Genomic DNA, 25,675 nt, shown 5'->3' on the forward strand with positions numbered 1-25,675 from the left:
AGTACACCAGGAAACCATTTACACACAGCCCGACGGCTGCCTGATTTTCGCTGGCTGCCATGCCATGCCATGCCTTGCCGCGCCGCCGGCCAGCACCATTGCCATACATGACAGAACAAGAACGAACCAAGCACTATTCCATGTCCGCTTCCGCTTCGCCCGAAACGATGCCGTCGGGCGACGAGGTGTCGCATTTGCGGCGGGTCCTGAAGCCGCGCCATTTGACCATGATCGCCATTGGCGGGGCCATCGGCACCGGCCTGTTCGTGGCGTCGGGCGCGACGATCGCGCAGGCCGGGCCGGGCGGCGCGCTGCTGACTTATCTGATCATCGGCGCGATGGTCTATTTCATCATGACCAGCCTGGGCGAACTGGCGGCCTTCATGCCGGTGCCCGGTTCCTTCGCCACGTATGCGTCGCGCTATGTCGACAAGGGCTTCGGCTTCGCGCTGGGCTGGAATTTCTGGTTCAGCTGGGCGGTGGTGGTGGCGGTCGACCTGGTGGCGGCGCAACTGGTCATGGCGTACTGGTTCCCGGATGTTCCCGGGATTCTCTGGAGCGGGCTGTTCCTGTTGTTGATGCTGGGGCTCAACGCGTTTTCGGCGCGCGGCTTCGGCGAGAGCGAGTACTGGTTTTCGCTGATCAAGGTGGTTGCCGTGATCTGTTTCTTGGTCACGGGCGTGGCGATCCTGGCCGGCATCGTCCATACCGGGCACATGCCGGGGTTCGCCAACTGGACCGTGGGCGAGGCGCCATTCGTCGGCAACTTCGCCACCATGGTCGGGGTGGCCATGGTGGTGGCGTACTCGTTCCAGGGCACGGAGCTGGTGGGCGTGGCCGCCGGCGAGTCGGAGGACCCGCGGCGCAACGTGCCGCGCGCCATCCGCCGCGTGTTCTGGCGCATCCTGCTGTTCTATGTGCTGTCGATTGCCGTGATCGGCTTCCTCATCCCTTATACGGACCCGCATCTGTTGCGCAGCGAAGTGAGCGACATCGCGGTCAGCCCGTTCACGCTGGTGTTCGAACAGGCCGGGCTGCTGGCGGCCGCCACGGTGATGAACGCGGTGATTCTGACGTCGGTCCTGTCGGCGGGCAATTCCGGCATGTACGCGGCGACGCGGATGCTTTTCAACATGGCCCGCGAAGGCATGGCGCCGCGCCGGTTCGCCCGGTTGAGCCGTTCCGGCGTGCCGCTGTATGCGCTCTTGGGAACCACGGCGCTGGCCAGCCTGTGCCTGTTGAGCGCGGTGTACAGCCCGCAGGCTGTCTATATCTGGCTGCTCAACCTGGCGGGCATGACGGAGTTCATTGTGTGGCTGAGCATCGCGGTGAGCCACTACCGGTTCCGCAAGGGCTATGTCCTGCATGGCCACGACGTGCAGGCGCTGCCTTACCGGGCGGGGCTGTTTCCGTTCGGGCCGCTGTTTGCCTTCGTGCTGTGCCTGGTGATCACCCTGGGCCAGAACTACGAGGCTTTCCTGCAGGACCGCATCGACTGGGGCGGCGCCCTGTCCACGTACCTGGGCATCTTGTTGTTCCTGGCGACCTGGGCGGGCTACCGGATCGTGTGCCGGTCGCGCTGGGTGCGCTACGCGGATATGCGCTTCGATTTCGCCGACGTCGAAGACGCCGCGGGGCCGCCGGCGCGCGGCTGAGCGCCTACGAAACCTTGCGCACTTCGGTGGCGGCGGGCGGCAGCCCGGTGCCATCCCTGGCCTGCGGGGCCATGAACGGGATGGGCTTGCCGGTGCGCTTGTCGACCAGCACGGAGTGCGGTTCGCCCCGGGCGAACAGGTGCCGTTCGCCCCATTGCCGCAGCGCCACCACCAGCGGAAACAGGCTTTCGCCCTTGGCGCTGAGCACGTATTCCTGGTAGGCGCTGCCGTCCGAGGCCGCCTGGGTCTCGAGTATGCCGGCCTCGACCAGTTTGCGCAGGCGGTCGGCCAGGATGTTGCGGGCCACCCCCAGGCTGCGCTGGAAATCGCCGAAGCGCCGCATGCCATCGAAGGCGTCGCGCACGATCAGCAGCGACCAGCGGTCCCCGACGAGATCGACGGAGCGCGCGACGGGGCAGGATTGGCCGTTCAATGGTTTGCGGCGTGGCATGAGAGGGCGGGGCGTGAGATTGGCGATCGTGTGGTTGCATTTTAAAACTGCATGGCCTAGCATTCAACTAGTTTTGTTTTAAAACTAGATTGGATGGTATCGATCATGGCGGCTTCTTGTGATGTGGCGGCGGTCGGCCGCGGCGTGGCTTGCGCGGCGCGCGCCGGTATGCCGCGCGGCCTGGTGATGTTGTTTGCCGCGGCGTGCGGCCTGAGCGTGGCGAACGTGTATTACGCACAGCCGCTGCTGGACGCGCTGGCGCTGGAGTTCGGCATCGGCCACGCGGCGGTGGGCGGCGTGATTACGGCCACGCAGGCTGGCTGCGCGCTGGCTTTGCTGCTGCTGGTGCCGCTGGGCGACCGTGTCGACCGCCGCCGCCTGATGGCCGCACAGGCGCTGGCGTTGGCGGTGGCGCTGGCGGTGGTGGGCGTGGCGCCGTCGGCGCCGGTGTTGCTGGCCGGCATGCTGGCGGTGGGCTTGCTGGGCACGGCGATGACGCAGGGCTTGATCTCCTACGCCGCCAGCGCGGCGGAGCCGGGCGAGCAGGGGCGGGTGGTCGGCGCGGCGCAGGGCGGCGTGGTCATCGGCCTGCTCGGGGCGCGCGTGTTCGCGGGCGGCGTCAGCGACCTGGCGGGCTGGCGCGGCGTGTATTTCTGCGCGGCCGCGCTGATGCTGGCGATCGCGCTGCCGCTGTGGCGGCGCTTGCCGGCGCTGGCGATTCGGCCGGATGCCATGGGCTACGGCCGCCTCATCCTGTCCATGCTGGGGCTGTTGCGCGCCGAGCGGGCGCTGCAGATCCGCGGCGTGCTGGCGCTGTTGATGTTCGCCGTGTTCAACATTTTCTGGAGCGCGCTGGTACTGCCGCTGCGGGCGCCGCCCTATGGCTTCTCGCATACGGCGATCGGCGCGTTCGGGCTGGTCGGCGTGGCGGGCGCCCTGGCGGCGGCGCGCGCAGGGCATTGGGCCGACCGGGGCCACGGCCAGCGGACCAGCCTGGCCGCGCTGGCGCTGTTGTTGCTGGCCTGGTGGCCGCTGTCGCTGCTGGAAAGCTCGCTATGGGCGCTGGTGATCGGTATTGTGCTGCTGGACATGAGCGGCCAGGCGCTGCACGTCACCAACCAGAGCATGATCTTCCGCGCCCGGCCGCAGGCGCACAGCAGGCTGGTCGGCCTCTACATGCTGTTCTATGCGGTGGGCAGCGGCCTGGGCGCGGCCGCCGCGACCGCCATGTATGCCCACGCCGGCTGGCACGGCGTGTGCCTGCTGGGCGCGACGGTCAGCCTGCTGGCGTTGTTGTTCTGGGCGGCTACCCGGCGCTATATGCCGCCGGCCTTGCCGGGCACGCCGCCAGGGCGGGGGCCGGCGGCTGCTGTCCCGGGGCACGGGTAAAGCGCGGGCGGCGCGGCAGGCTCAGGGCGCATGCCGGCTGCTGCTGTCGCGCACCACCAGTTCGCAGGGCACGCTGTGCACGGTGGGGCCAATCGCCTCCTCGGGCGCGGCCTGCATGGCGGCGAGCAGGGCGCGGGCGGCCTGCCGGCCGATTTCGTAGGGGCGCGTGCGCACGGTGGTCAGGCCCGGTTCCACGATGCCGGCCAGCGGCACGTCGCCAAAGCCGGCCACCGCACAGTCGCGTGGTATGGATACGCCGAAGGCCGGCGCGCGCAGCAGGGCGCCGATGGCGAGGTGGTCGTGCGCGAACACGATCGCCTCGGGCCGGCGCCCGGCCGGCTCCTGGGCGAACCGGGCGATGTGGGCGATACCGGCGGCGTAGTCGTCGGTTTCGTCGGCGCGCGCGATGTCCGCATCCAGCCCGGCTTGTTGCATGGCTTCGGCATAGCCTTGCGCGCGGCGCGCGGCGCGCGTGTCGTGCTGTGCGCCGCTGAGCGCGAAGCGGATGCGGCGCGCGCCCTGTTGCAGGAAATGCCCGGCCAGCATCCGGCCCACGTCGCGCTGCGCGAAGCCGACTTGGTGATAAGGGCGGCCGTCGAGGATTTCCCAGGCCTCGACCACGGGAATGCGCAAGCTCTGCAGCAGCGTCTCGATAGCCGGCGCATGGTCGCCGCGGGTCAGGATCAGCCCGCTGGGGTGCCAGCCGGCCAACGCGCGGACCGCCCGGGCCTCGGTGTCCACGGAGTATTCGCTGTTGGCCAGCAGCAGTTGCAGGCCTTGGGCGTCCAGCGTCTCGCTCATGCCGCGGACCAGTTCGGCGAACGTGGGGCTGCTGACGTTCTGCATGACCGCGCCCACCGGTCCGCCCTGGGTAGAGGCGAGGCGGCGCGCCACCTGGCTGGGCATGTAGCCGGTGTCGGCGATCACCGCGTCGATGCGCGCCCGCAGCTTGGGCGAGACTTTATGCGGCGTATTGAAATAGCGCGAGGCCGTGACGGAGGAGACGCCGGCCAGGGCGGCCACGTCGTGGATGGTGTAGTGGCCGAGCTTGGGCCGCGCGCGAGGCCGCGCCTGCGCGGCGTCGTCGTCCGCCTGGGGCGGCCCGAAAGGCTTGGGCCGGGAAGGCCGTGGGGGTGTCGTCATGGTTCGCACTATACCTCTTGCACACCATGAATGATACCGGTACCATTTGAAATGAAACCGGTATCATTTTGGCCGGCGCCACCATAACCACAACCCTGCATCCACCAGACAGGAGACAAAACCATGAAGACTTCACGCATTCGCTGCGGGCTGGGCGCCCTGGCCGCGTTCGCCATCCTGGCCGCCGCGCCGCTGGCCCAGGCGGCCGGCTATCCGGAAAAGCCGGTCACGCTGGTGGTGCCGCAGCCGCCCGGCGGGGCCGCCGACGCGGTGGCGCGGCCGTTCGCGCAAGCGCTGTCGGACCGGCTGGGCCAGCCGGTCGTGGTCGAGAACCGGGCGGGCGCCAACGGCAACATCGCGGCCGCCTATGTGGCGCAGCGGCCCGCCGACGGCTACACCATTTTCTATGGCTCCATCAGCACGCTGGCGGTCAACCCGCACCTGTACAAGTCGCCGGGCTTCGATCCGTTCAAGGATTTCCAGCCCATCACCCTGACCAACCAGACGCCCAATGTGCTGGTGGTCGGCGCGCAGACGCCGTACCAGTCGGTGGCCGACGTGGTGAAGGCCGCCAAGGCGCAACCCGGGCGGCTGGCCTTCGGGTCGGCGGGCAATGGCAACACCATGCACCTGACCGGGCTGCAGTTCCAGGCCAGCACCGGGACCGAGCTGGTGCACGTGCCGTACAAGGGCGGCCCGGCCGCGCTGACCGACGTGATGGGCGGGCAGATTCCCATGATGTTCCACAACCTGTCGGCGGTCTTGCCCGTGGCGCAGACCGGCAAGGTGCGCATCCTGGCGGTGGCCGACGAGAAGCGCGCGCCGCTGGCGCCGGACGTGCCCACCATGGCCGAGGCCGGCGCGCCCGGCACGGTGCAGATCGCCTGGAGCGGCATGCTGGTGCGGCGCGGCACCCCCGCGCCCATCGTGCAGCGCCTGCACCAGGAAATGGCGGCCATCCTGGCCACGCCGGAATTCCGCAAGCCGCAGGAAGCCCAGGGCAGCGAGATCCTGTCTTCCACCCCCGAGGAATTCGAGGCCCGCCTGAAGGCCGACTCCCGGCGCATGGCCGAGGTGATCAAGGCCGGCAATGTGCATATCGACTGAGTTTCATTGATGCCCGCTCCCAATCTTTTCAAGCGCGCGCTGCAGGCGCGCCAGCCGCAGATCGGCCTGTGGTCGACCCTGCCGTTTCCCATGGTGTCCGAGTTGATCGCAGGCGCCGGCTTCGACTGGCTGCTGATCGATACCGAACACACGCCCAGCGACCCGATCGTGGTGCAGCAGTTGCTGCAGGCCGTGGCCGCCGAGCGCGAGCGGCCGTCATCGGCGGTGGTGCGGCCGGCCTGGAACGACACGGTGCTGATCAAGCGCCACCTGGACGTGGGAGCGCAGTCCTTGCTGCTGCCGTTCGTGCAGAACCGCGCCGAAGCCGAAGCCGCGGTGGCGGCCACGCGCTACCCGCCGCGCGGCGTGCGCGGCATGGGCGGCTCGATGCGCGCCTCGCGTTTCGGCCGCGACGCCGACTACGTGCGGCAGGCCGAACGCGAACTGTGCGTGCTGGTGCAGATAGAAACCATGGAGGCGCTCGAGCAGCTCGAGCAGATCGCTTCGGTCGACGGCGTGGACGGCGTGTTCATCGGGCCCGCCGACCTGTCGGCCAGCCTGGGAGTGGCCGGCGAACTGCAGCATCCGAAGGTGCGCAAGGCCATCGACGACGCCATCGCCCGCATCCTGGCCTGTGGCAAGGCGCCCGGCATTCTCATGCTGGACGAGCCGCGCGCGCGCCAGTGCCTGGCGCAGGGCGCCCTGTTCGTGGCGGTGGCCACCGACCAGGTGCTGCTGCGCAAGGCTTGCGACGAGACCGCGGCGCGCTTTGCCGGGCGCCCGGATGGTGGCGCGCCCGCTGCCTATTGATGCCCCAGGAAACGCCCCCCATGACCGACACTCCCACGCGCAAGACGCCCGCGACCCTGCGCAGCCATCGATGGTTCGCCAGCGACGATATCCGCGGTTTCGCGCACCGCCAGCGCATGCAGCAGCAAGGCCTGAACCGCGAAGAATTCATGGGCCGGCCGGTGATCGCGCTCATCAATACCTGGAGCGACCTGTCGCCATGCCATGCACACCTGCGCGAGCGCGCCGAGGCGGTCAAGCGCGGCGTGCTGCAGGCCGGCGGCTATCCGCTTGAGCTGCCCGCATTGAGCCTGGGCGAGGTGATGGTCAAGCCCACCACCATGCTGTACCGCAACCTGCTGTCGGTCGAGTGCGAAGAGCTGCTGCGCAGCCTGCCGATCGACGGCGCGGTGCTGATGGGCGGCTGCGACAAGACGCCGCCCGCGCTGGTAATGGGCGCATTGTCGATGGACCTGCCGGTGATCTTCATGCCGGCCGGCCCCATGCTCAACGACCGCTACCGGGGCCAGGCCGTGGGCGCCGGCACGCATACCAAGAAATTCTTCGCCGAATACACCATCGGCGCCATCGGCAAGGCCGAATGGGTGGCGCTGGAGTCGCGCATGACGCGCAGCGTGGGCACCTGCAACACCATGGGCACGGCCAGCACCATGACCGCCATCGTCGAGGCGCTGGGGTTGTCGCTTCCGGGCGCGATGGCGATCCCGGCGGTGGACGCGGCGCATACCCGCATGGCGTGGCAGTGCGGCTACCGCGCGGTCGAGATGGTGTGGGAAGACCTGCGGCCTTCACGCATTTGCAGTGCCTCGGCGTTTCGCAATGCCATGGTGGCCTACGTGGCGCTGGGCGGCTCCACCAATGCTGCCGTGCATTTGCCGGCCATGGCGGGGCGGGCCGGCATCGCGCTGTCGATCGACGAGATCGACGCCATCGCGCGCGACGTGCCGGTGATCGCTAACCTGTATCCATCGGGCGAGCGCCTGATGGAGGATTTTTTCTACGCGGGCGGACTGCCGGCGGTATTGCGCAAGGTGGCCGCGCACCTGGACCTGTCGACTCTGACCTGTACCGGCCGCACCCTGGGGGAGAATCTCGCCGCCTGGCCGGTCGCGGACGACGACGGCACCATCCTCGATCCGTCGGCGCCCCTCAAGCACGGCGTGGCGGAGTGCCCGGAAGCCGGCCTGGCCATGGCGGTGGTGCGCGGCAACCTGGCGCCGGACGGGGCCGTGATCAAGCCGTCGGCGGCCAGCCCGTGCCTGCTGCGGCATACCGGCCCGGCGCTGGTATTCGATTCGAATGCCGAGATGTTCGCGGCCATGGCCGACCCCGACCTGGACGTGGACGAGAATACCGTGCTGGTGCTGCGCAACGGCGGGCCGATAGGCGGGCCCGGCATGCCGGAATGGGGCAACCTGCCGATTCCGAAGAAGCTGCTGCAGCGGGGAGTGCGCGACATGCTGCGCATTTCGGACGCGCGTATGAGCGGCACGCATTACGGCACCTGCGTGCTGCACGTATCGCCCGAATCCGCCGTGGGCGGGCCGCTGGCGCTGTTGCGCAGCGGCGACCTGGTGCGGCTGGACATCGGCGCGCGCAGCCTCGACATGCTGGTGTCCGAGGCCGAGCTCGAGGCGCGCCGGCGCCAGTGGTCGCCGCCGCCGCGGCCCCATGCGCGCGGCTACTCCCGCATCTACCAGAACGAAGTCACCCAGGCCCACCTGGGCTGCGACTTCGCCAGCCTGGCCGGCAACGCGCCGACGCCCGAACCGCCTATCTACTGAGTCCGCCATGCCCGCCGAACCCCTCGTCATCGAGCGCCTGGAAGCCTTTGTTTTCCGCGCGCCCGCCGAACCACCCGTGCAGACTTCGTTCGGCATCATGAAGAGCCGGCCGGCGGTGCTGGTGAGCGTCACCGATGCCGATGGATGCTTTGGCTGGGGCGAGATCTGGTGCAACTTCCCGATCGTCGGCGCCGAACACCGCGCGCGGCTGGCGCTGGCGTATTGCCGCCCGCTGGTCGAAGGCCGCGCCTGGCCTGGGCCCGCCGCATGCTGGCGCGCGCTGCAGGCGCAACTGGCGGTGCTGGCGCTGCAGACCGGCGAACAGGGGCCGCTGCAGCAGGTCATGGCGGGCGTGGACACCGCCATGTGGGATCTGGCCGCGCGCCGGGCCGGCGTGCCGCTGTGGCAGTTGCTGGGCGGGCCCGCCGAGGCGCCGCCGGTGGCGGTGTATGCGTCGGGCATCAATCCGACCCGACCGGCGGAGCTGGCGGCCGCCAAGCGCGCCGAGGGCTATCGGGCCTTCAAGCTGAAAGTCGGCTTTGGCGCCGGGCGCGACCTGGCCAACCTGCGCGCCATGCGCGAGGCCATCGGGCAAGACGTCGCGCTGATGGTCGATGCCAACCAGGCGTGGGACGAACAAGAGGCCGCGCAGGCGGGCCGGCGCATGGCCGATTTCGGCCTGCTGTGGCTGGAGGAGCCGATGCGCGCCGACGTGCCGCTATCGCGCTGGGCGGCGCTGGCGCAAGCCCAGCCGTTGCGGCTGGCGGGCGGCGAGAACTATGCCAGCCTGGTGCAATACCAGAATGCCATCGCGCGCCCCGGGCTGGCCGTGCTGCAGCCGGACGTGGGCAAATGGGGCGGCATCACGGGTTGCCTGGAAGTCGGGCGCGCCGCCGTCGCGGCGGGCAAATGGTATTGCCCGCACTGGCTGGGCGCGGGCATCGGCCTGCGCGCGTCCATGCACTTGAAGATCGCGGCCGGCGGCGCGGGCTATGTGGAGGTGGACGCCAATCCGAACCCGCTGCGCGACTTGCTGGCCGAACCATCGTTCGCTGTCCGGGACGGCCTGGTGCGCCTGCCCGCGGCGCCTGGCCTGGGCGTGGCGCCGAACCTGCAGGCATGCCGCCCATATGCGGTGGCGGTGGCAACGGCAGAGGTCTAGGCCCGCGCATCACGTGCCGCGGATGCCCGCCTGTTCGATCACCGCTGCCCACTTGCGCATTTCCGCGTCGATGAAGCGGCCGAAGTCCGCCGCGCTGCCGGGATGCGGCTCCATGCCTTGCGCCAGGAAGCGGCGCTTGATGTCGGCGTCGGCCAGGGCCTGGTTGATGGCTTCGTCCAGCTGCCCGACCACCGCGGGCGGCACCTGGGCCGGCGCCATGAAGCCATACCAGCCCGCCGCGACCACGCTGGGCAGGCCTTGTTCGCGCAAGGTCAGCGCGTCCGGGTAGATCGCGCTGCGCTCCGCGGACGCCACGCCGAGCACGCGCAGTTTGCCGCTCTCGATATGGGGCAGCGCTGCCGTGATCGCCGTGAGGGTGGCGTCCAGCCGGCCCGCCAGCAAGTCCGTATAGGCCATGACGTCGCCCCGGTACTGCACCACCAGGCCCTTGGCGCCGGCATCGCGCAGGAACAGCTCGGCCGCCAGGTGGGGCAGCGAGCCATTGCCGGGCGAGCCGAAAGTCAGGCCGTCGGGCAGCGACTTGCCATGGGCGACCAGTTCCTTGGCCGTCTGGGCGGGCGATTGCGCGTTGACGACCAGGAACAGCGGCACGGTGGCGGACATGGCCACCGGCTGCAGGTCTTTCCTGGGGTCATAGCCGAGTTTGCCGTACAGGGCTTCCAGTGTGGAATAGGGCGCGGCGGCATAGAGCAGCGTGTAGCCGTCGGCGGGCGCCTGGGCCACGAATTCGTTGGCCACGCGCGTGCCCGCGCCTGCCTTGTTTTCGACCACGAACGGCTGGCCCAGGCGCCTGGCCAGGTATTCGCCGAGCAGCCGCGCCGACAGATCGCTGGGCCCGCCGGCCCCGTACGGCGCGACGATCTTTACCGCCCGCGCCGGCCACGCGCCCTGCGCGAACACCCGCGGCAGCGCCGCCATGCAGGCGGCCGCGCCCAGCAGGGTCCTCCGGTTCATTTTCATGGTTGTCTCCTGATTGTTCGAATAGGCAGCGGCGGGGCGCTGGTCGGCGCGGTGGTCGAAGGATCGGCGATAGCGGGGCCCGCCACCGGATGATAGATGGCGAGTTCTATCAGAACAATTTTCAAATTATTGATGACTTAAAAGCCTGGGTTATAAATAGGTTTTGCCGCATCGACAGGAGACCTTCCATGGCGTTCGAAGTCACGCTGAGGCAGCTGCGGGCCTTCATCACCGTGCTGGAATGCGGCAGCTTTTCCGAGGCGGCCGAGACCATGCACTTGTCCCAGGCGGCGCTCAGCGGCCTGGTCAAGGAACTGGAGAGCCGGCTGGGCGTGCGGCTGCTGGACCGGAATACGCGCAGCGTCAGCGCCTCGGTGGTGGGCACGGCGTTCGAGCCGATGGTCCGGCGCGTGCTGGCCGACCTGGACGAGGCGCTCAGGCAGGTCACCAATCTGAAGGAGCTGCGGCGCGGGCTGGTGCGGGTGGCCGCGCCGGAACCGCTGTCGTGCACGTTGTTGCCGGAACTGATCGCCGCCTATGGCGCGCGCCATCCCGGCGTGGATGTGCGCTTCGACGATGTGCCGATCGAGCAAGTACTGGCGGGCCTGCATAACGGCAGCGCCGATATCGGCTTCGGTCCGGCCGGCGTGCTGGCCGACGACGCGGTGCAGGCGCATGTGGTGCGCGTCGACCCCTTGTGGGCCGCGCTGCGCGCGGATGATCCCCTGGCCGCCAATCCCTCGATCGCCTGGCGGGACCTGCGCGAACGGCCGTTGATCAACTACATGCCCAACCTGGCCGCCAACGTGCTGGGCAATGTGCCGTCGCGCAATCACCCCCGGCGCATCGTGCCGGTCCATCGGGTCAACACGGCCCTGGCCCTGCTGCGGGTGCAGCCGGGGTATGTGATCTGCCCGTCCATGGCGCGGCCCCTGGTGGAAGGCTTCGGCCTGGTATTCCGGCCGCTGTGCCAGCCCACGGTGACCTGGCGCATCGCGCTGTTCGTGCGCGGGCGCCAATTCCTCTCGCCCGCGGTGGAGAGCTTCCTGGATTTCGCGCTGGCGAGCGCGGAAGGCTGACAGACGCCGGGCCGGCGCCGGTTGAATAAATAATCCAAGCTTATTAAAGCTTCGGAAAACTCAGATTGTCCGATAAAAGGCCGGCGCGTATCTTTGGCGGCCAGCCCTGGCTGTCCGCATGGTGTGGCGGCCGGATCGCAGTGCGCGAGGGCGTTGCTCAACCGAAACCCGCCCATGACCTCGTCAGACCTGGATGCCTTTCTGTCGCCGCGTTCCATCGCCATCGTCGGCGCGTCCTCCCACGCCAGCAAGATAGGCGCCGTACCAGTGAAGTATCTCGCCGAGCATGGCTATGCCGGCACCATTTACCCGATCAATGCCAACGCCGGCGAGATCGGCGGGCGTCGCGCCTACCGTTCGCTGCAGTCGGTGGGCGCGCCCATCGACCTGGCCATCTTCGCCATTCCGGCTTCCGGGGCCGATGCCGCGCTGGACGACGCGATCGCGGCGGGCGTGAAGAACATCGTCATGTTCTCGGCCGGATTCGCCGAGATGGGCGCGCAAGGCGACCAGGCGCAGCGCGCCTTCGCGGCCAAGGCCCGCGCCGCGGGCATCCGGGTGCTGGGACCCAATTGCCTGGGCTTCATGAACGTGGCGCGGTCGGTGTACGCCACGTTCTCGCCCGTGGTGATGGCCGGGGCGGCCCGGCCCGGCAAGGTCGGCCTGGTCAGCCAGAGCGGCGCGTTCGGCGCCTACGCCTATGCCATGGCGCGCGAGCGCGACCTGGGGCTGTCCGTGTGGGTGACCACCGGCAATGAGACCGACATCGACGTTGCCGACTGCATCGCCTGGATGGCGCGCGACTGCGCGACGCAGGTCATCATGGCCTATCTCGAGGGATGCCGTGACGGCGCGAAGCTGGGGCGCGCATTGGAGCTGGCGCGCGCCGCCGGCAAGCCGGTGGTGGTCGTGAAGGCCGGCCGTACCGCCCTCGGCGCCCAGGCCGCCGCCTCGCATACCGCGGCGCTGGCGGGTGACGACGCCATTTACCAGGCGCTGCTGCGCCAGCATGGCGCCTGGCGGGCGCACAGCATGGAGGAGTTCTTCGACATCGCCCATGGCCTGGCGGTCGCCGGGCTGCCGCCTAATACGCGGGTTGGCCTGCTGACCGTGTCGGGCGGAGTCGGCGCGATGATGGCCGACGACGCGGCCGAGGCAGGGCTGGACGTCGCCGAACTGCCGGCCGCGGCGCAGGCCGGCATCCGGGCCCGCGTGCCGCTCGCGGCAACGCGCAATCCGGTCGATGTGACTGGGCAGGTTACTGCCGAGCCCGCGTTGCTGGAGCACGCCGCGCGCACCATGCTGGCCGAGGCGGACCATGGCAGCGTATTGATCTTCCTCGCTGCTTTTGGCGCGACGCCGGCCATGCTTGCGGTTCAACAGCAACTGGCCCGCGACCTGCGGCGCGATTTTCCCGGGCGGCTGCTGATTTTCAGCACCCTGGCCGACCCGGCGCAGCGGCGCGCGCTCGAAGCGCACGGCTGCCTCTCGTTCGCGGACCCGGCGCGGGCCATACGCGTCCTGGCCGCCATGGCTTTCTTCAGCGCCCAGCTGCGGCGGCCCGCCACGCTGCCTGACGCGAACCCGTCCCGGCCGCCCCTGGCCTTGCGGCGCGGCGCCTATAACGAGGCCGATGCGCTGGAGTTGCTGCGGGAGCACGGCATTCCCGCCGTGCGGGTCTTGCGCGCCACGTCCCGCGACAGCGCGATCCGTCACGCGTGCGCGCTGGGATTCCCGGTTGCCATGAAGGTGTTGTCGGCCGATATCGTGCACAAGAGCGAAAGCGGCGGCGTGGTGCTGGACATTCGCAGCGCCGAACAGGCTGGCGCGGCATACGAGCGGATCATGGCGGCCGCCGCGGACGCGGCGCCCCAGGCCCGCATCGATGGCGTGGTCGTGGCGCCGATGGTCCGTGGCGGCGTGGAGTGCATCCTGGGCGCGCGCCGGGATCCCGCGCTTGGCGTGGTCGTGATGCTGGGGGCGGGCGGCGTGAATGTCGAGCTGCTGCGCGACACGGTCTTCCGGCTGGCGCCGGTAGACCGCCGGCAGGCCCGCGAGATGATCGCGGAACTGAAGACCGCCGCGCTGCTGCACGGCTTTCGTGGCGGGCCACCCGCGGACGTGGAGGCCCTGGCCGAGTCGATCGTGCAGCTCTCGCAGTTCGCGCTGGCGGCGGGCGATCGGCTGGAATCCGTGGAGCTGAATCCTTTCGTGGTGTTGCCCGCCGGAGAGGGCGCCTGCGCGCTGGATGCCGTGCTGCTGACACGCCCGGCGCCGCCTGCCGCGCCGGCCGCCCGCGAGTTCGTCATGGCCACGCTTCCCCTGTTCGAGATGGCGCGCATGCGCGCCTCCAACACGGCCCGCAGGCACCCCGACGCGGGCTTCGCCGGCGACAGCCCGGCGTCCAGGATGCGCTGGGTGAACCAGTTCACGCATACCCGGCGCTTGCGCAGTCCGGAAGACAAGGAAGTCGTGACGCCGAACAATGACACCTTGTTCAGCAATGCCTGGCTGGATCTCTCCGGCGGCCCGCTGGTCATCGACATTCCCGAGATGGGGCGGCGCTACTGGGTGCTCGGGTTCCTCGATGCCTGGACCAACCCTTGGGCCTACGCCGGACGCCGCACCACCGGCGGGGCGGCGCAGCGCCTGTTCGTGCACGGGCCTTCGTGGCGCGGCGAGGCGCCGGCCGGGATGCATTGCATCAGCGCGCCCAGCGACGACGTATGGGTGATCGGCCGCATCCTGGTCGATGCCGATCCCGCCGACCTGGCGCGCGTCCATGCGCTGCAAGACCGCTTCGCCATCCGCCGGCCCGACGGGGCGAGCGCCCTGTCGCGCATCGACACCTTGCTGGGCAACCGCGCCACCGGCGTGCCGGACGCCGGCGAATACCTGGCCGTGCTGGCTACCATGCTGGCGCGCAATCCGTCCGCCACGCCGCTACCGCCACGGCCGCGTTCCCCGGCCGAGCTGCAGGCGGCGCTGGAGGAGGTCTATACCGAACTGCGCGAAGTGGCCCAGCCTTCGGAACTGGGCGGCGGCTGGACAACGGCCGTGTCCGTCCGTACCAGTTTCGGCGACGACATCGTGACGCGGGCCCGGGTGGCGCGCAACTGGATCGGCACGCTGGGCATCGACGAGGCGATGTACATCATGGCCGAAGTGGATGCCGACGGCGCGCCGCTGACGGGAAGCCATCGCTATGTGCTGCGCTTCCCGCCGGCGGGCGGGCCGCAAGTGGGCGCGTTCTGGTCCATCACCCTGTACCGCCGCAGCGATTGCCTGCTGGCGGCCAACCCCATCGGCCGCCATTCCATCGGCGACCGCACGCCCGGCCTGCTGCGCGATGCCGACGGCGGACTGAGTATCGCAATACAGGCGGACGACCCCGGCGCGGGGCAGAACTGGCTGCCCGCGCCCCCCGGCGAAGGGTTTTGTCTGACCTTGCGGCTCTATCAACCGCAACGCGCGCATCTGGACGGCACGTTCGCCTATCCGCCGGTGCGGCGGGCCGACTGAGCGCGGCGGCGCGGCCGCCTCGGCGCGTCGTGCGCATCGGCAACGAGTTCATGGAGAGGACATGTCGGATCGATTGAAAGACCAGGTGGCCATCGTCACCGGGGCGGGCGGGGGGCTAGGCCGGGCCCATGCGCTGGAACTGGCGCGGCACGGCGCGGCCATCGTGGTCAACGACCTGGACGGCGCGGCGCAGGAGGTGGCCGACCGCATCGGCGCGGCAGGGGGCCGGGCGCTTGCCGTGGCCGGCGATGTGACGCGCTACGACGACATGCTCGCGCTGGCCGACCGGACCATCGCCGCGTTCGGGCGCGTCGACATCCTGGTGAACAACGCCGGGATCCTGCGCGACCGCACGTTCGCCAAGATGAGCCTGGATGACTTCCGCCTGGTCCTGGAGGTGCACGTCATGGGGGCGGTCAACGCGACCAAGGCGGTCTGGCCGCACATGCAGCGGCAGGGCTACGGCCGCGTGGTGATGACCACCTCTTCTTCGGGGCTGTATGGCAATTTCGGGCAATCGAACTACGGCGCGGCCAAGATGGCGCTGGTCGGGCTGATGCAGACCTTGGCGCTGGAAGGCGCCCGGCACGGCGTGCGCGTGAACTGCCTGGGCCCCAGCGCCATGACGGCGATGACCGAAAGCCTGCTGGACCCGGAAGCCGCCGTGGTCCTGACGCCCGAGCGGGTCAGCCCCGGCCTGGTCGCCCTGGTGGGCGAAGACGCCCCGACCCGCATGATCCTGCTCGCCGGCGGGGGCAGCTATGAGTGCGCGCACATCACGATGACGCGCGGCATTCATGTCGGCGATGCGCGGGATCCAGTGGCGGCGCTGTGCGGGGCCATGGCCGAGGTCCAGGCGCAGGCCGGCCAGAGCGTGCCCGCGTCGGGCTGGGAGCAGCCGCGCCACGAGCTGGCGAAGGCGCTTGGGCGGGGCGGGTGAGGGCAGCGTTCAGTCCGTTTTCTCGTATTCCGCCATGGTGCGGAACCAGATGTCGCTGACTTTGATGGCCAGGCTGCGGGCGGTCGGAAACGCCTGGGTGAGCAGGAGGTCGTGATTGACGAAACGTTCGCGCAAAGTGTCTATGGTCATGGTGATCAGGATACGAACCATGCCCACGTACTCCCGCCGTTGCGCCTTGGTGAAGGCCCGGCCGCGGCGCCGTTCAGACACATGCACCACCTTCATCGTCCAGTTGGCATTGCGATCCTCGCGCAGCTTGGTAATCGCCGCGTTGCGATGCACCGCGGCGTACAGGTTGGCGTTGGCTTCATAGGCGCGGCAGTACCAGTCGTTGGCCTCCAGGATCGCCTCGTAGGTGGGAAGGTTGCGCGAGTTGCTCACTCGCGCCGATTCGATATATTCGAGGAACAGGCTGAGCATCTCGAAGACGCAGTCATCGACATCCTTGAAATGGTTGTAGAACGTACCGCGCGACAGGCCGGACTGGTCCAGGACGAACTCGACGGTGGGATTGCGCTGGGGCTCCTCCTGGATGCAGCGGGCGGTGATGGTCAGGAATAGATACCGGGTGCGCTCGCGCTTGGGCAGCGAACGGTCCAGGCTCTTGCGGCCGAGCATTTCTTCGAAGCGCAGCGACGTGGGAATATCATCCTGCGAATCGATCTCCGGCCTTTTGTCCGCGGCTGTTTTTTTTGTGTCACGCAATGTCCTTTCACTAGGCCTGCCCCGAAGCAAGCACCTTATAGCTGCTGGGGAATTTTACCGTCCCGTGAACGCAGGCTGCCGCCGTTCGACGAAGTGAGCGATACCCTCCTTGAAGTCGGCGCTGCGCAAGCTCTCCACCATTTCGCAATTGGCCAGGCGGACGGCTTCGGCCAGGTCCTGGAATGGCGCCTCCCAGATCTGGCGTTTCATGATGCGCAAGGACCGCGGCGAGACTTCGGTGGCCAGGGCGGTCGCCAATGCCAGCGCCTGCTCGTGCAGCATGTCTTGCTGTAAAACCCGGTGCACCAGCCCCATCTGTAGCGCTTCGCCGGCTTCGACGCGTCGCGAACTCAGCAGCAGATCGGCGGCTCGTGCATGGCCGATGACGCGTGACAGTATCCAGGCGATGCCATGCTCGGCCACCAGGCCGCGCCGGGCGAAGGCGGTCGTGAAGACTGCGTTGTCCGAGGCGTAGCGAAAGTCGCTGTACAGCGCCATCACCAGGCCCAGGCCGGCCGCCGCGCCGTTGATCGCTGCGATGATCGGCTTTGAACAAGCGGGAAAGTACGAGTAGCGCGTCTGGTAGTCGGCGCGCCGGTTCATATCGAACGGACGCATCCGGCTCAGATCCAGAATATCGTCGGGCGGCAGCGTCGCCAGTTCACCCATGTCCATACCGGCGCAGAATGCCTTGCCGGCCCCGGTCAGCATGATCGCCCGGACCTGCGGATCGTCATCGGCCCGGTCGATGGCATCGCGCAGTTCCAGCTCCAGCCTGCGCGTCAAGGCGTTCATGTGGCGGGGGCGGTTCAACGTGATGATGGCGATCCAATCGCTGCGCTGGTAGAGCAGTTCTGTGTATTCCATGCGAGCCTTGTCAGGAGGATGGTGGCGGTGCAACCGGGAAGTCCGCCGGTAGCTGGTAGGAGATCGTTTCGGTGAACTCCTCGAGGCCGAACGGACCGTTCTCGCGGCCCATTCCGGATTGGCGGAAGCCCCCGAATGGCGCATCCGGATTGAAGGGCGCGCCATTGATCTCGACTTGCCCGGCCCGCAAGCCTCGCGCGGCATGATAGGCCTGGACCGCCGAGGCGCCCCAGACCGCCGCGGCCAGGCCATACGGAGTGCCATTGGCGATGGCGACCGCCTGCGCGGGCTCGTCATAGGGCAACAGCACCAGCACTGGACCGAAAATCTCTTCCTGAGCGATGGGCGCGACGGGGGCAACGTTGCCCAGGACTGTCGGCGCGACGAAATAGCCATGCGCCGGGACAGGGCAGGCGCGTGGACCGCCCGCGATAATCTGCGCGCCGCCAGCCTGCGCCTGTTGGAGCAGGGCCAGGACCCGGCGACGCTGCTGCGCACTGGCGAGGGGCCCCAGGCGCGTAGCAGGAGCGGCGGGGTCTCCCATGACGTAGGCGTCAATATATTGTCGGGCCAGTTCGGCCGCGTTGGCGTATTCCGCGGCGGGCACCAGTAAGCGGGTGTATGCCGAGCAGGTTTGGCCGGAATTCAGGAAGCAGCTGGCCAGGGTAGCCTTGACCGCTGCGGCGAGGTCAGTCCCGGGCAGCGCGATGGCGGCTGACTTGCCGCCCAGTTCCAGGCTCAGCCGCTTGAGGCCCGCCCCGCCAGCGGCCGCGATCTCGCGTCCCGCGCGGGTCGAGCCCGTGAAAGACACCATATCGATCTCGGCATGCCTGACTAGCGCCTGGCCGATATCAGCGCCACCATGCAAGAGGTTGAAAGCCCCGGGCGGCAGGCCGGCCGCGGCGACCGCTTCGGCCAGCAGGAAAGCGCTGAGCGGCGCGATTTCCGACGGCTTGAGCACGACCGTACAACCGGCGGCCAGGGCCGCCGCGACTTTGGCGGTGACCTGGTGCAGCGGATAGTTCCAGGGAGTGATGCAGGCGACAACGCCGGCCGGCACGCGTCGCACCAGGGAATGGCCGATGCGCGATTCGTGTGCCGCCTGCTCGCACAGTTCGGCGTAGCGTCGCCAGGCGTTTATGGGGGCCGCGACCTGGATGCGTCTGACCAGCCTGGCAGGCATGCCAACCTCCCGCATGATGGCGTCGGCCAATGCATCGGAGCGCGCCTCGAGCGCGTCGGCCACGGCATGCAGCATGCTGGCGCGCCGCGGCGCCGGCAGCCCGGCCCAAGCGGGCCATGCGCGCCTGGCGGCGCCGACCGCGCAGTCCACGTCGGCGACGGAACTTATGCGCAACGTCGCGAATGGGGTCTCGGTGTAGCTGTCGACAACCTCGGTGCACGCAGCGCCGGACGCTTCCTGCCAACGGCCATCGATATAAGTCTGAGTGAAGTCCAAGTGTCAAGCCTCAACGCAGGTAGCGGGCGGGATCGAGATGAGCGACCGGCAACCGGGCTTGTCCGTCGACCACCAGTTGGGCGGCGGCTTCGCCCACTGCCGGCGAGAACTTGAACCCGTGGCCGGAGAATCCGCCGGCGACGATGAGCCGCGCCGCCGGGTCCACCGCGCCAAGCAGACCTTCGCCGTCGGGGGTGAAGGCATCCATGTAGATGCCGATGCGGACCGGGTCCGGGTATACCCCGCGCAGGCTTTGCGCGGCGACGTGGCGCAGCCGCGCCAGTTCGTCTTTGGGCAGTGTGCGGGGCAGGGCGTCGGGGCTGTCCAGGGAGGGCCAGCCGCCGATGTTGCAGCTGCCTTTCAGCGTGGCGCCGTCGGTGCTGGGAAAGCAATTGAAATAGCCGTCCGGCAAGGTGCGCATCATGACCAATGCCCGGTCGTCGGCGAACGGCCTCATGTCCGCGGCGGCAAACCATGATAGTGCGATGCGCCGCGGCACAAGCGGGAGCGCGGCCAGTGCGGCGAATGTGTGGCCCCAACCGCCTGGCGCGACGATGGCATGCGTGTAGCGTTGCTCCAGTTCGCCAGCCCGCAGAGTCACCCCGGTGGAGTCGGGGGCGAGGGCCTCTACCGTCGTGTAGGCGCGCAGTTGCGCGCCCAGCGCGCAAGCCTGGGCCACCGCCGCCAGTACTGTGTGGTCGGCGCGGATGAATCCGCCTTCCGGGTCCAGGTATAGGCATTCGTCCGCCGCCACGGGAAACTGTGGATAGCGCTCGGCCGCCGCATTGGAGGCGAGAACCTCAAGGGGCAGCCCGAATCGATGGGCGGTGGCCAGCGTGGCTTGCATGCTGGCGTCTTCGGGGCGCCCGATCGACGCCACGCCGGTCTGCTTCAGCAATTGCCGCCCCGCGGCGGCCTCCAGCTCGTGCCATAGCGGCAGGCTGGCGCGGATCAGCGGGACGTGCGTGGAACCTTCCTTACACGCCACGCGAAAAATGCGGGTGTCCCCGCCTGTCGCGCCTTGATCGTGCGCGGGCGCATGGCGCTCGAATAGCGTCACTTGCACACCGCGCAGCGCCAGCCGCCATGCGGTCATTGCGCCCATTACACCGGCGCCGACCACGGCCACGTTCAAAGAGGTGTTGGGTTGGCTGGACATGAGGCAGTCCCTTCAGGCGAAATGGCAGGCGACCCGCTGCGGCGAGCCCGAGCGGGATGTCAATTCGGGCACCGACTGCGCGCATTGTTCGCGCGCCATCCAGCAACGTGTGCGGAAGCGGCAGCCGCTCGGCGGGTTGATTGGGTTGGGGATTTCTCCCGTGAGTACGCGGGTGGTGCGCTGGCGTTCGCGGCGCGGATCCGGCACGTTGGCGCTGTCGACCAGCGCCTGGGTATACGGGTGGCGAGGAGCCCCCAGCACATCGCGCGCCGCGCCCAGCTCGACGACCCGGCCCATGTACATGACAGCGAGGTCCTTGGCGATATTGGCGACAACGCTGAGATCGTGGGACACGAATACGTACGAAACGCCAAGATCGGCCTGCAGTTCACGCAGCAGGTTGATGACCTGCGCCTGGACCGATACATCCAGCGCCGATACCGGCTCATCGCAAATCACCACCTTGGTGGGCCGTACCAGTGCGCGCGCGATGCCCACGCGTTGCTGCTGGCCGCCGGACAGGGCATGCGGATAGCGTCGGGCGTGGTCGGCGTTCAGGCCGACCTTTTCAAGAATGGCGATGGCCCGGTCATGGCGCTCGGCGCGACTCAGGCCGGCATCATGGATGTCCAGCGGTTCCCGTACGATCTCGCCGATCGACAGGCGCGGATTCAATGCGGTGTAAGGCGATTGGAACACCATTTGCACGTCGCGCATCACCTCGCGCCAGCGTGTGCCCTTGATGCGCCAGATTTCCTGGCCGTTGATGCGCAATGTGCCGCTTGTAGGCGGCAGCAAGCCCACCAGCATGCGCGACAGCGTCGACTTGCCACAGCCCGACTCGCCAACGACGCCCAATGTGCTGCGCGAGGGCAGGGTCAGGCTGACGTCGTTCACCGCGTCGAGCGACAGTTGCCTGGACGGCCAGGGCCGGGCGATGCGATAGGTGCGTCCGAGCTGCTCGGTCTGCAGGACCGGGACAGTGCCCGGCGCCAAGGACTCAAGCGGGCTCGGCATGTGCGACCTCTTCGGGAGTGAAATGACAAAGCGATTCGCGGCCAGCGCCCCATCGTATGGCGGGCGGTGTTTCGCTGGTGCAGCGGGCGACGGCCAGCGGGCAGCGCGGGTGAAAGGCGCACGCCTAGGGCAGCCGCTGTGGCGAGGGCGGGGCGCCCACGATCGCCCGCAGCGGTTCGCCGGAGTGGTCCAGCCGGGGCATGGCGCTCAGCAAGGCCCGTGTGTATGGATGGGCTGGCGTATCGAAGACTTCCATGACCGGGCCTGTCTCGACGGCCTTGCCGGCATACATGACCAGCATCTGGTCCGCCATTTTTGCCACCACCCCCATATCGTGGGTCACAATCAGGATCGCCATGCCCAGCCGGTCGCGCAAGCTCAGCAGCAATTGCAGGATTTGCGCTTTGATGGTGGCGTCCAGCGCCGTGGTGGGCTCGTCCGCGATCAGCAGGTCAGGCTCCAGGGCCAGAGCCATGGCGATCAGGGCCCGCTGCCGCATGCCGCCGGAGAACTGGTGCGGATATTGCCTCGCACGCTCGGCGGGCGATGGAATGCCGGTCATGCCCAGCAGCTCCACCGCGCGCCGCATGGCGTCACGCCTGGAGGTGCCGCGATGCACCATGAGCGTTTCGGCGATCTGGCAGCCCACCGTGGTGCACGGGTTCAGAGCAGCCAGTGCGTCCTGGCTGATCAGGGCCATGCGCTCGCCGCAAAGGCGGCGACGGGCGCGGGCGGACAAACCCAGGATATCCTGCCCGTCCAGCATGATCTGGCCGGTAGTGCGTGCCTGCCCATCGAGCAGCCCCATGACGGCCCGGACCAGGGTGGATTTGCCCGACCCGGACTCGCCGATGATGGCATAGATCTCGCCGCGGCGCACCTTGAAGGCAACGTCCCGGACCACTTGAACGTCAGCTCCCGCATGGCGAAAAGCCACATTCATTGCCGAGACCGACAGCAGCGTCGCCGTCAGCTTGGAAGACTGGGGAAGCCCGCTCATTGGCCGACCACTTTCACGGTTGCCAGGTCGAAATTGTCGCCATACAAGGCTTCCCATTGCAGCTTGTTCGAGAAGCCGTAGATCGACGCGGCCTGCCATACCGCCGCGACATAGTAGCGGTCGTGCACCAGTTTCTGGGCCTGCTTCCAGAGCGCCGTGCGCTTTGCCTCGTCCATCTCGGCGTTGGCCTGGTCGGCGATGCGGTCGTACTCCGGGTCCGCGGTGATGCTGAGCGGAGAGTTCGATTTCAGGAAGGAACTCATCTTGCTGGCGTCGCCCTCGCCGAAATCCCATCCGATGACATAGAACGGCCCCGCGCTGCGGCTCTGCATCATGCCGATCAGGCGGCCCCACTCCATCACCCGGGGAGACACCTTGAACCCGGTCGATCCGAGTTGGGCGTTGATCGCCTGGTAAATGTCCCGGTCGGCGACATAGCGTCCGTCGGACGTATAAGTGCTGAGCTCTACGGTCTTGCCGTCCATCAATTCCTTGGCCAGCTTGCGGTCATGCCGATAGGGCTGGATGTTCTTGTCGACCTGCACCACATTCGGTCCCAGCGGCGTACCGAGCACGCGCCCGTACTTGCCCAGCAGGTGAGTGACGATGTTGTTGATGTCCAACGATGCGGCGAATGCCTGGCGCACGCGAATATCGTTGAAAGGCGGTTTGCGCGAGTCGAGCAACAGCGTGTGTACCAGGCCGTTCATGCTGGCGACGATCCTGGCGTTGTCGGATTTTTCGATCCGCTCGACGTCGGAGATGGGAACGCGCTGGATGATATCCACATCGCCCTGCAGCAAGGCGTTCACCCGGGTGGAATTCTCGGGGACAAACGTGTACCGCCCACGCGCGACATCCGGCATCGGCCCCCAATAGTCGGGATTGCGCACCAGCGTCAGGGACGTGCCCTTGCGCCATTCTTCCAACTTGTAGGGGCCGGTCCCCATGGGCTTGTCATTGACCTCCTGGTTGCTGTGCGTCTCGAAGTAGTGCTTCGGCACGATGAAGACGCGGCCGCTTCCGCCGATGGGTTGCATGCGGCGGGCCAGCAGCGGGTCGAGGGTCTTGGTGCGGATCTGCACGGTATGGTCGTCCACCACAATAATCTCGGCGATCGACGTGATCTGCGAATAGTGCGGCGAATTGAGGTTGGGCGTGAGCAAGCGTTCCAACGAATACTTCACGTCCTGGGCAGTAAAAGGCGTGCCATCGTGGAACTTGACGTCATCGCGCAGTTTGAATTCCCACAGCGTAGGTTCCTTCAGTTCGAAGGACTTGGCCAGGTGCGGCTTGAGTTGGCCGGTTTCCGGATCCAGGACCAGCAGGGTCTCATAGATCTGGCTCATGATGGCCATGTCGGGACCGTTGGCGGTGCGGCTGGGATCAAGCAGGTCGATGCCGCCGCTGAGCGCGATGCGGACCTCCTGATCGGTGACGGCCTGGGCGCAGGGGGCAGACAATAGCGCCGCAGCCAGTAGGCTATTGCGCCACCAGCGTAGGCGCGAGCCTGACGGCAGGGTCTTGGTAACAGCTGCGAATAATCTCATGGCGAATCCCCTTTAGTCGGAATGGGATGCTGCGGTATCTGAGAAGAACGATGGCCCGGTCGGGCAGGGCTCAGCCCCGGGTCAGTTTGGGATCGGAGTAATCCCGCAACTGCTCGCCCAATACGTTGATCGACAGGACCAGCAGGAAGATGCATCCGCCTGGAAATACGGTCAGCCACCAGGCGGTCTGCATGTAGTCGCGGCCTTCGCTGAGCATCCTGCCCCAGGTCGGCGTATCTGTCGGCACTCCAAGGCCGACAAAACTCAGGCCGCTTTCCATCACGATCGCCGTACCCAGCGCAAAGGTCGCCAGTACCAGGACATTCGGCAACACATTGGGCAGGATGTGGCGGGCCAGGATGCGTAGCGTAGTACCGCGCATTACATGCACGGCTTCGATGTACTCCAGGTTCTTGATCTGGGTGGTATCCGAGTAGGTGATGCGGGCGAACGGCACCCAGCTGCCAAGCGCTATCACGCCGATGACCAGCGGCACGCTGGGCCGCAGGATGCCGACGATCGTGATCGCCAGCAGGAAGAACGGGAATGAAAGCTGGATGTTCGACAGGTAGAGCAGCAGGTCGGCCAGGCGGCCACCGCGGTAGCCGGCGCCGACGCCAGTACATATGCCAACCGCGGCCGCCAGCAGCACTGCCACGATAGAAACGACGAGCGCCGGGCGCGCGCCGACGATCAGTAGAGAAAGCACGTCGCGCCCGAGCGCCTCGGTGCCCAGCCAATAGCGGCCCTCCGGCCCTTGGGCTCCGGGCGGGAGCAGGCGGCTGCCCAGATCCTGGTAGGTGGGGTCGTGCGGCGCCAGTGCCTCGCCGCCAATGGCAGCGGCCACTACCAATGCCATGAAGAGCGCCGCGATCACGATGATGGCTGGCTGGCCCGCCAGGGCGCGTCGCACGCCATGCAGCGGATTCATTGTCAGTGAGTTGGTCGTCATTGCTGTCTGAGCCTCGGGTTGACCAGGCGGATCACGATCTCCACGAGTACCGTGATGGACGCAAAGATGACGGCCACGTAGGCCACCACGCCCTGGATAATGGGATAGTCGCGGCGCTGGATCGATTCGATCGCCAACCGGCCAATGCCGGGCCAGGAGAACACCGTCTCGGTCAGCACCGCCCCGCCGAACAGGGTGCCGATTTCCAGCGCGATCAACGCCAGCACTGGCACAATGCCGTTGCGCATCACGGTGCGGAAAATCACCCGGCGCTCTGGCATCCCCTTGGCGCGCGCCGCGCTGACATAACCGGATGGCAGCACCTCGAGCATCGAAGACCGTGTCAGGCGGGTCACGCCAGGAAAGACGTAGAGCGCCAAGGTGGCTGTGGGCAGCACCAGGTTCTGCCAGCTGCCGATGCCGTAAGTGGGAAACCACCCCAGCCCGACAGCGAAGATCTGGATCATCAGCAGCGCCATCCAGAACGACGGTACCGAGGCGCCGATCACGCTGATCACCTGCACCGAGCGGTCCAGCGGTCCGCCGCGCCGGGTGGCGGCCAGCACGCCCAGGGGAATGGCGAAAGCCAGCGCCACCGCCAGGGATGCGCCTGCGAGCAGCGCCGTGTTGGGCAAGCGCCGCATGATGATGGACGTTACGGTGTCGCCGTCGAAATACGACTTGCCGAAATCGCCTCGCACGGCTCCCGCGAGGTAGCGGAAATACTGCACCGACACAGGTTGGTCGAGCCCCAATTCGCGTTGCAGCGCGACGCGCTGCTCGGCGGTGGCGTCCTGCGGCAGGATCTGCGTGGTGGGATCACCGCTCAGGCGCACCATGAAAAAGGTGAGGGTGATCGCGCTGGCCACCACGCACAATCCCAACAGCAGCTGTTTTCCGATCAAATGGATCATGCCGTACG

At 67.9% G+C, this 25,675-nt stretch carries 21 protein-coding genes; 9 read left to right on the forward strand and 12 right to left on the reverse strand.

The features are described 5' to 3' along the window. Positions 1 to 140 precede the first annotated feature (140 nt). Positions 141 to 1,655: an amino acid permease gene (locus CAL24_RS08750; protein WP_094806420.1), complete on the forward strand. Its 1,515-nt coding sequence runs from the start codon at positions 141 to 143 to the stop codon at positions 1,653 to 1,655. Positions 1,656 to 1,659: 4 nt separating this feature from the next. Here the strand turns inward: CAL24_RS08750 and CAL24_RS08755 are convergent, their stop codons facing one another. Further along, entirely contained in the window at positions 1,660 to 2,106 is a 447-nt protein-coding gene (locus CAL24_RS08755) for a winged helix-turn-helix transcriptional regulator (RefSeq protein ID WP_028353385.1), read from the reverse strand. A gap of 105 nt (positions 2,107 to 2,211) precedes the next feature. Between CAL24_RS08755 and CAL24_RS08760 the strand changes: the two genes are divergently transcribed. Continuing rightward, positions 2,212 to 3,495, forward strand: coding sequence for an MFS transporter (locus tag CAL24_RS08760; RefSeq protein WP_170947043.1), 1,284 nt, complete (start codon positions 2,212 to 2,214; stop codon positions 3,493 to 3,495). A gap of 21 nt (positions 3,496 to 3,516) precedes the next feature. Here the strand turns inward: CAL24_RS08760 and CAL24_RS08765 are convergent, their stop codons facing one another. Beyond that, a complete protein-coding gene (locus CAL24_RS08765) occupies positions 3,517 to 4,638 on the reverse strand; it encodes a LacI family DNA-binding transcriptional regulator (RefSeq protein WP_094806422.1) in 1,122 nt (373 codons plus the stop codon). A 123-nt stretch (positions 4,639 to 4,761) separates the two neighbouring features. Here CAL24_RS08765 and CAL24_RS08770 point away from each other — a divergent pair, with 123 nt between their 5' ends. Genes CAL24_RS08770 through CAL24_RS08785 form a run of 4 tightly spaced genes read left to right on the forward strand, consistent with a single transcriptional unit; the run spans position 4,762 to position 9,501 of the window. Next, on the forward strand, positions 4,762 to 5,745 hold the full coding sequence (locus tag CAL24_RS08770; protein WP_094806423.1) for a Bug family tripartite tricarboxylate transporter substrate binding protein: 984 nt from the start codon (positions 4,762 to 4,764) through the stop codon (positions 5,743 to 5,745). Positions 5,746 to 5,754: 9 nt separating this feature from the next. Further along, positions 5,755 to 6,555, forward strand: a complete 801-nt coding sequence (locus tag CAL24_RS08775) for an aldolase/citrate lyase family protein (RefSeq protein ID WP_094806424.1) — start codon at positions 5,755 to 5,757, stop codon at positions 6,553 to 6,555. A gap of 20 nt (positions 6,556 to 6,575) precedes the next feature. Further along, entirely contained in the window at positions 6,576 to 8,339 is a 1,764-nt protein-coding gene (locus CAL24_RS08780; protein ID WP_094806425.1) for an IlvD/Edd family dehydratase, read from the forward strand. Between the two features lie 7 nt (positions 8,340 to 8,346). Then, a complete protein-coding gene (locus CAL24_RS08785; RefSeq protein WP_094806426.1) occupies positions 8,347 to 9,501 on the forward strand; it encodes a mandelate racemase/muconate lactonizing enzyme family protein in 1,155 nt (384 codons plus the stop codon). 9 nt (positions 9,502 to 9,510) lie between these two features. Here CAL24_RS08785 and CAL24_RS08790 read toward each other — a convergent pair whose 3' ends face one another. After that, positions 9,511 to 10,482 carry a Bug family tripartite tricarboxylate transporter substrate binding protein gene (locus tag CAL24_RS08790; protein ID WP_094806427.1) on the reverse strand — a complete coding sequence of 324 codons (972 nt, stop codon included), beginning with the start codon at positions 10,480 to 10,482 and terminating at the stop codon, positions 9,511 to 9,513. A 188-nt stretch (positions 10,483 to 10,670) separates the two neighbouring features. Between CAL24_RS08790 and CAL24_RS08795 the strand changes: the two genes are divergently transcribed. The 3 genes from CAL24_RS08795 (at position 10,671) to CAL24_RS08805 (ending at position 16,023) form a co-directional block, all read left to right on the forward strand. After that, entirely contained in the window at positions 10,671 to 11,561 is an 891-nt protein-coding gene (locus CAL24_RS08795) for a LysR family transcriptional regulator (RefSeq protein ID WP_094806428.1), read from the forward strand. Positions 11,562 to 11,735: 174 nt separating this feature from the next. Beyond that, on the forward strand, positions 11,736 to 15,083 hold the full coding sequence (locus tag CAL24_RS08800) for an acetate--CoA ligase family protein (RefSeq protein WP_094806429.1): 3,348 nt from the start codon (positions 11,736 to 11,738) through the stop codon (positions 15,081 to 15,083). Between the two features lie 61 nt (positions 15,084 to 15,144). Then, positions 15,145 to 16,023, forward strand: coding sequence for an SDR family NAD(P)-dependent oxidoreductase (locus CAL24_RS08805; RefSeq protein WP_094806430.1), 879 nt, complete (start codon positions 15,145 to 15,147; stop codon positions 16,021 to 16,023). A 9-nt stretch (positions 16,024 to 16,032) separates the two neighbouring features. Here the strand turns inward: CAL24_RS08805 and CAL24_RS08810 are convergent, their stop codons facing one another. From CAL24_RS08810 to CAL24_RS08850, 9 genes are all read right to left on the reverse strand, one after another. After that, positions 16,033 to 16,749 carry a TetR/AcrR family transcriptional regulator gene (locus CAL24_RS08810; RefSeq protein ID WP_094806431.1) on the reverse strand — a complete coding sequence of 239 codons (717 nt, stop codon included), beginning with the start codon at positions 16,747 to 16,749 and terminating at the stop codon, positions 16,033 to 16,035. A 54-nt stretch (positions 16,750 to 16,803) separates the two neighbouring features. Continuing rightward, positions 16,804 to 17,616: an enoyl-CoA hydratase gene (locus tag CAL24_RS08815; protein WP_094806432.1), complete on the reverse strand. Its 813-nt coding sequence runs from the start codon at positions 17,614 to 17,616 to the stop codon at positions 16,804 to 16,806. A gap of 10 nt (positions 17,617 to 17,626) precedes the next feature. After that, positions 17,627 to 19,075: an aldehyde dehydrogenase family protein gene (locus tag CAL24_RS08820; RefSeq protein WP_094806433.1), complete on the reverse strand. Its 1,449-nt coding sequence runs from the start codon at positions 19,073 to 19,075 to the stop codon at positions 17,627 to 17,629. A 10-nt stretch (positions 19,076 to 19,085) separates the two neighbouring features. Beyond that, positions 19,086 to 20,234, reverse strand: coding sequence for an N-methyl-L-tryptophan oxidase (gene solA, locus CAL24_RS08825; RefSeq protein ID WP_094806434.1), 1,149 nt, complete (start codon positions 20,232 to 20,234; stop codon positions 19,086 to 19,088). Positions 20,235 to 20,246: 12 nt separating this feature from the next. After that, a complete protein-coding gene (locus tag CAL24_RS08830) occupies positions 20,247 to 21,251 on the reverse strand; it encodes an ABC transporter ATP-binding protein (RefSeq protein ID WP_094806435.1) in 1,005 nt (334 codons plus the stop codon). Positions 21,252 to 21,375: 124 nt separating this feature from the next. Then, positions 21,376 to 22,251, reverse strand: a complete 876-nt coding sequence (locus CAL24_RS08835; RefSeq protein WP_094806436.1) for an ABC transporter ATP-binding protein — start codon at positions 22,249 to 22,251, stop codon at positions 21,376 to 21,378. After that, a complete protein-coding gene (locus tag CAL24_RS08840) occupies positions 22,248 to 23,714 on the reverse strand; it encodes an ABC transporter substrate-binding protein (protein WP_249278501.1) in 1,467 nt (488 codons plus the stop codon). The genes CAL24_RS08835 and CAL24_RS08840 overlap by 4 nt, the downstream gene beginning before the upstream one ends. Before the next feature lie 157 nt (positions 23,715 to 23,871). Continuing rightward, the gene (locus CAL24_RS08845) at positions 23,872 to 24,753 is read right to left on the reverse strand and encodes an ABC transporter permease (RefSeq protein ID WP_094806438.1); all 882 of its coding nucleotides are present in this window, start codon (positions 24,751 to 24,753) and stop codon (positions 23,872 to 23,874) included. Then, positions 24,750 to 25,667 carry an ABC transporter permease gene (locus CAL24_RS08850; protein WP_094806439.1) on the reverse strand — a complete coding sequence of 306 codons (918 nt, stop codon included), beginning with the start codon at positions 25,665 to 25,667 and terminating at the stop codon, positions 24,750 to 24,752. The genes CAL24_RS08845 and CAL24_RS08850 overlap by 4 nt, the downstream gene beginning before the upstream one ends. Positions 25,668 to 25,675: the final 8 nt, after the last annotated feature.

It is taken from the genome of Bordetella genomosp. 2, assembly GCF_002261345.1.
Taxonomy (GTDB): Bacteria; Pseudomonadota; Gammaproteobacteria; order Burkholderiales; family Burkholderiaceae_B; genus Bordetella_A.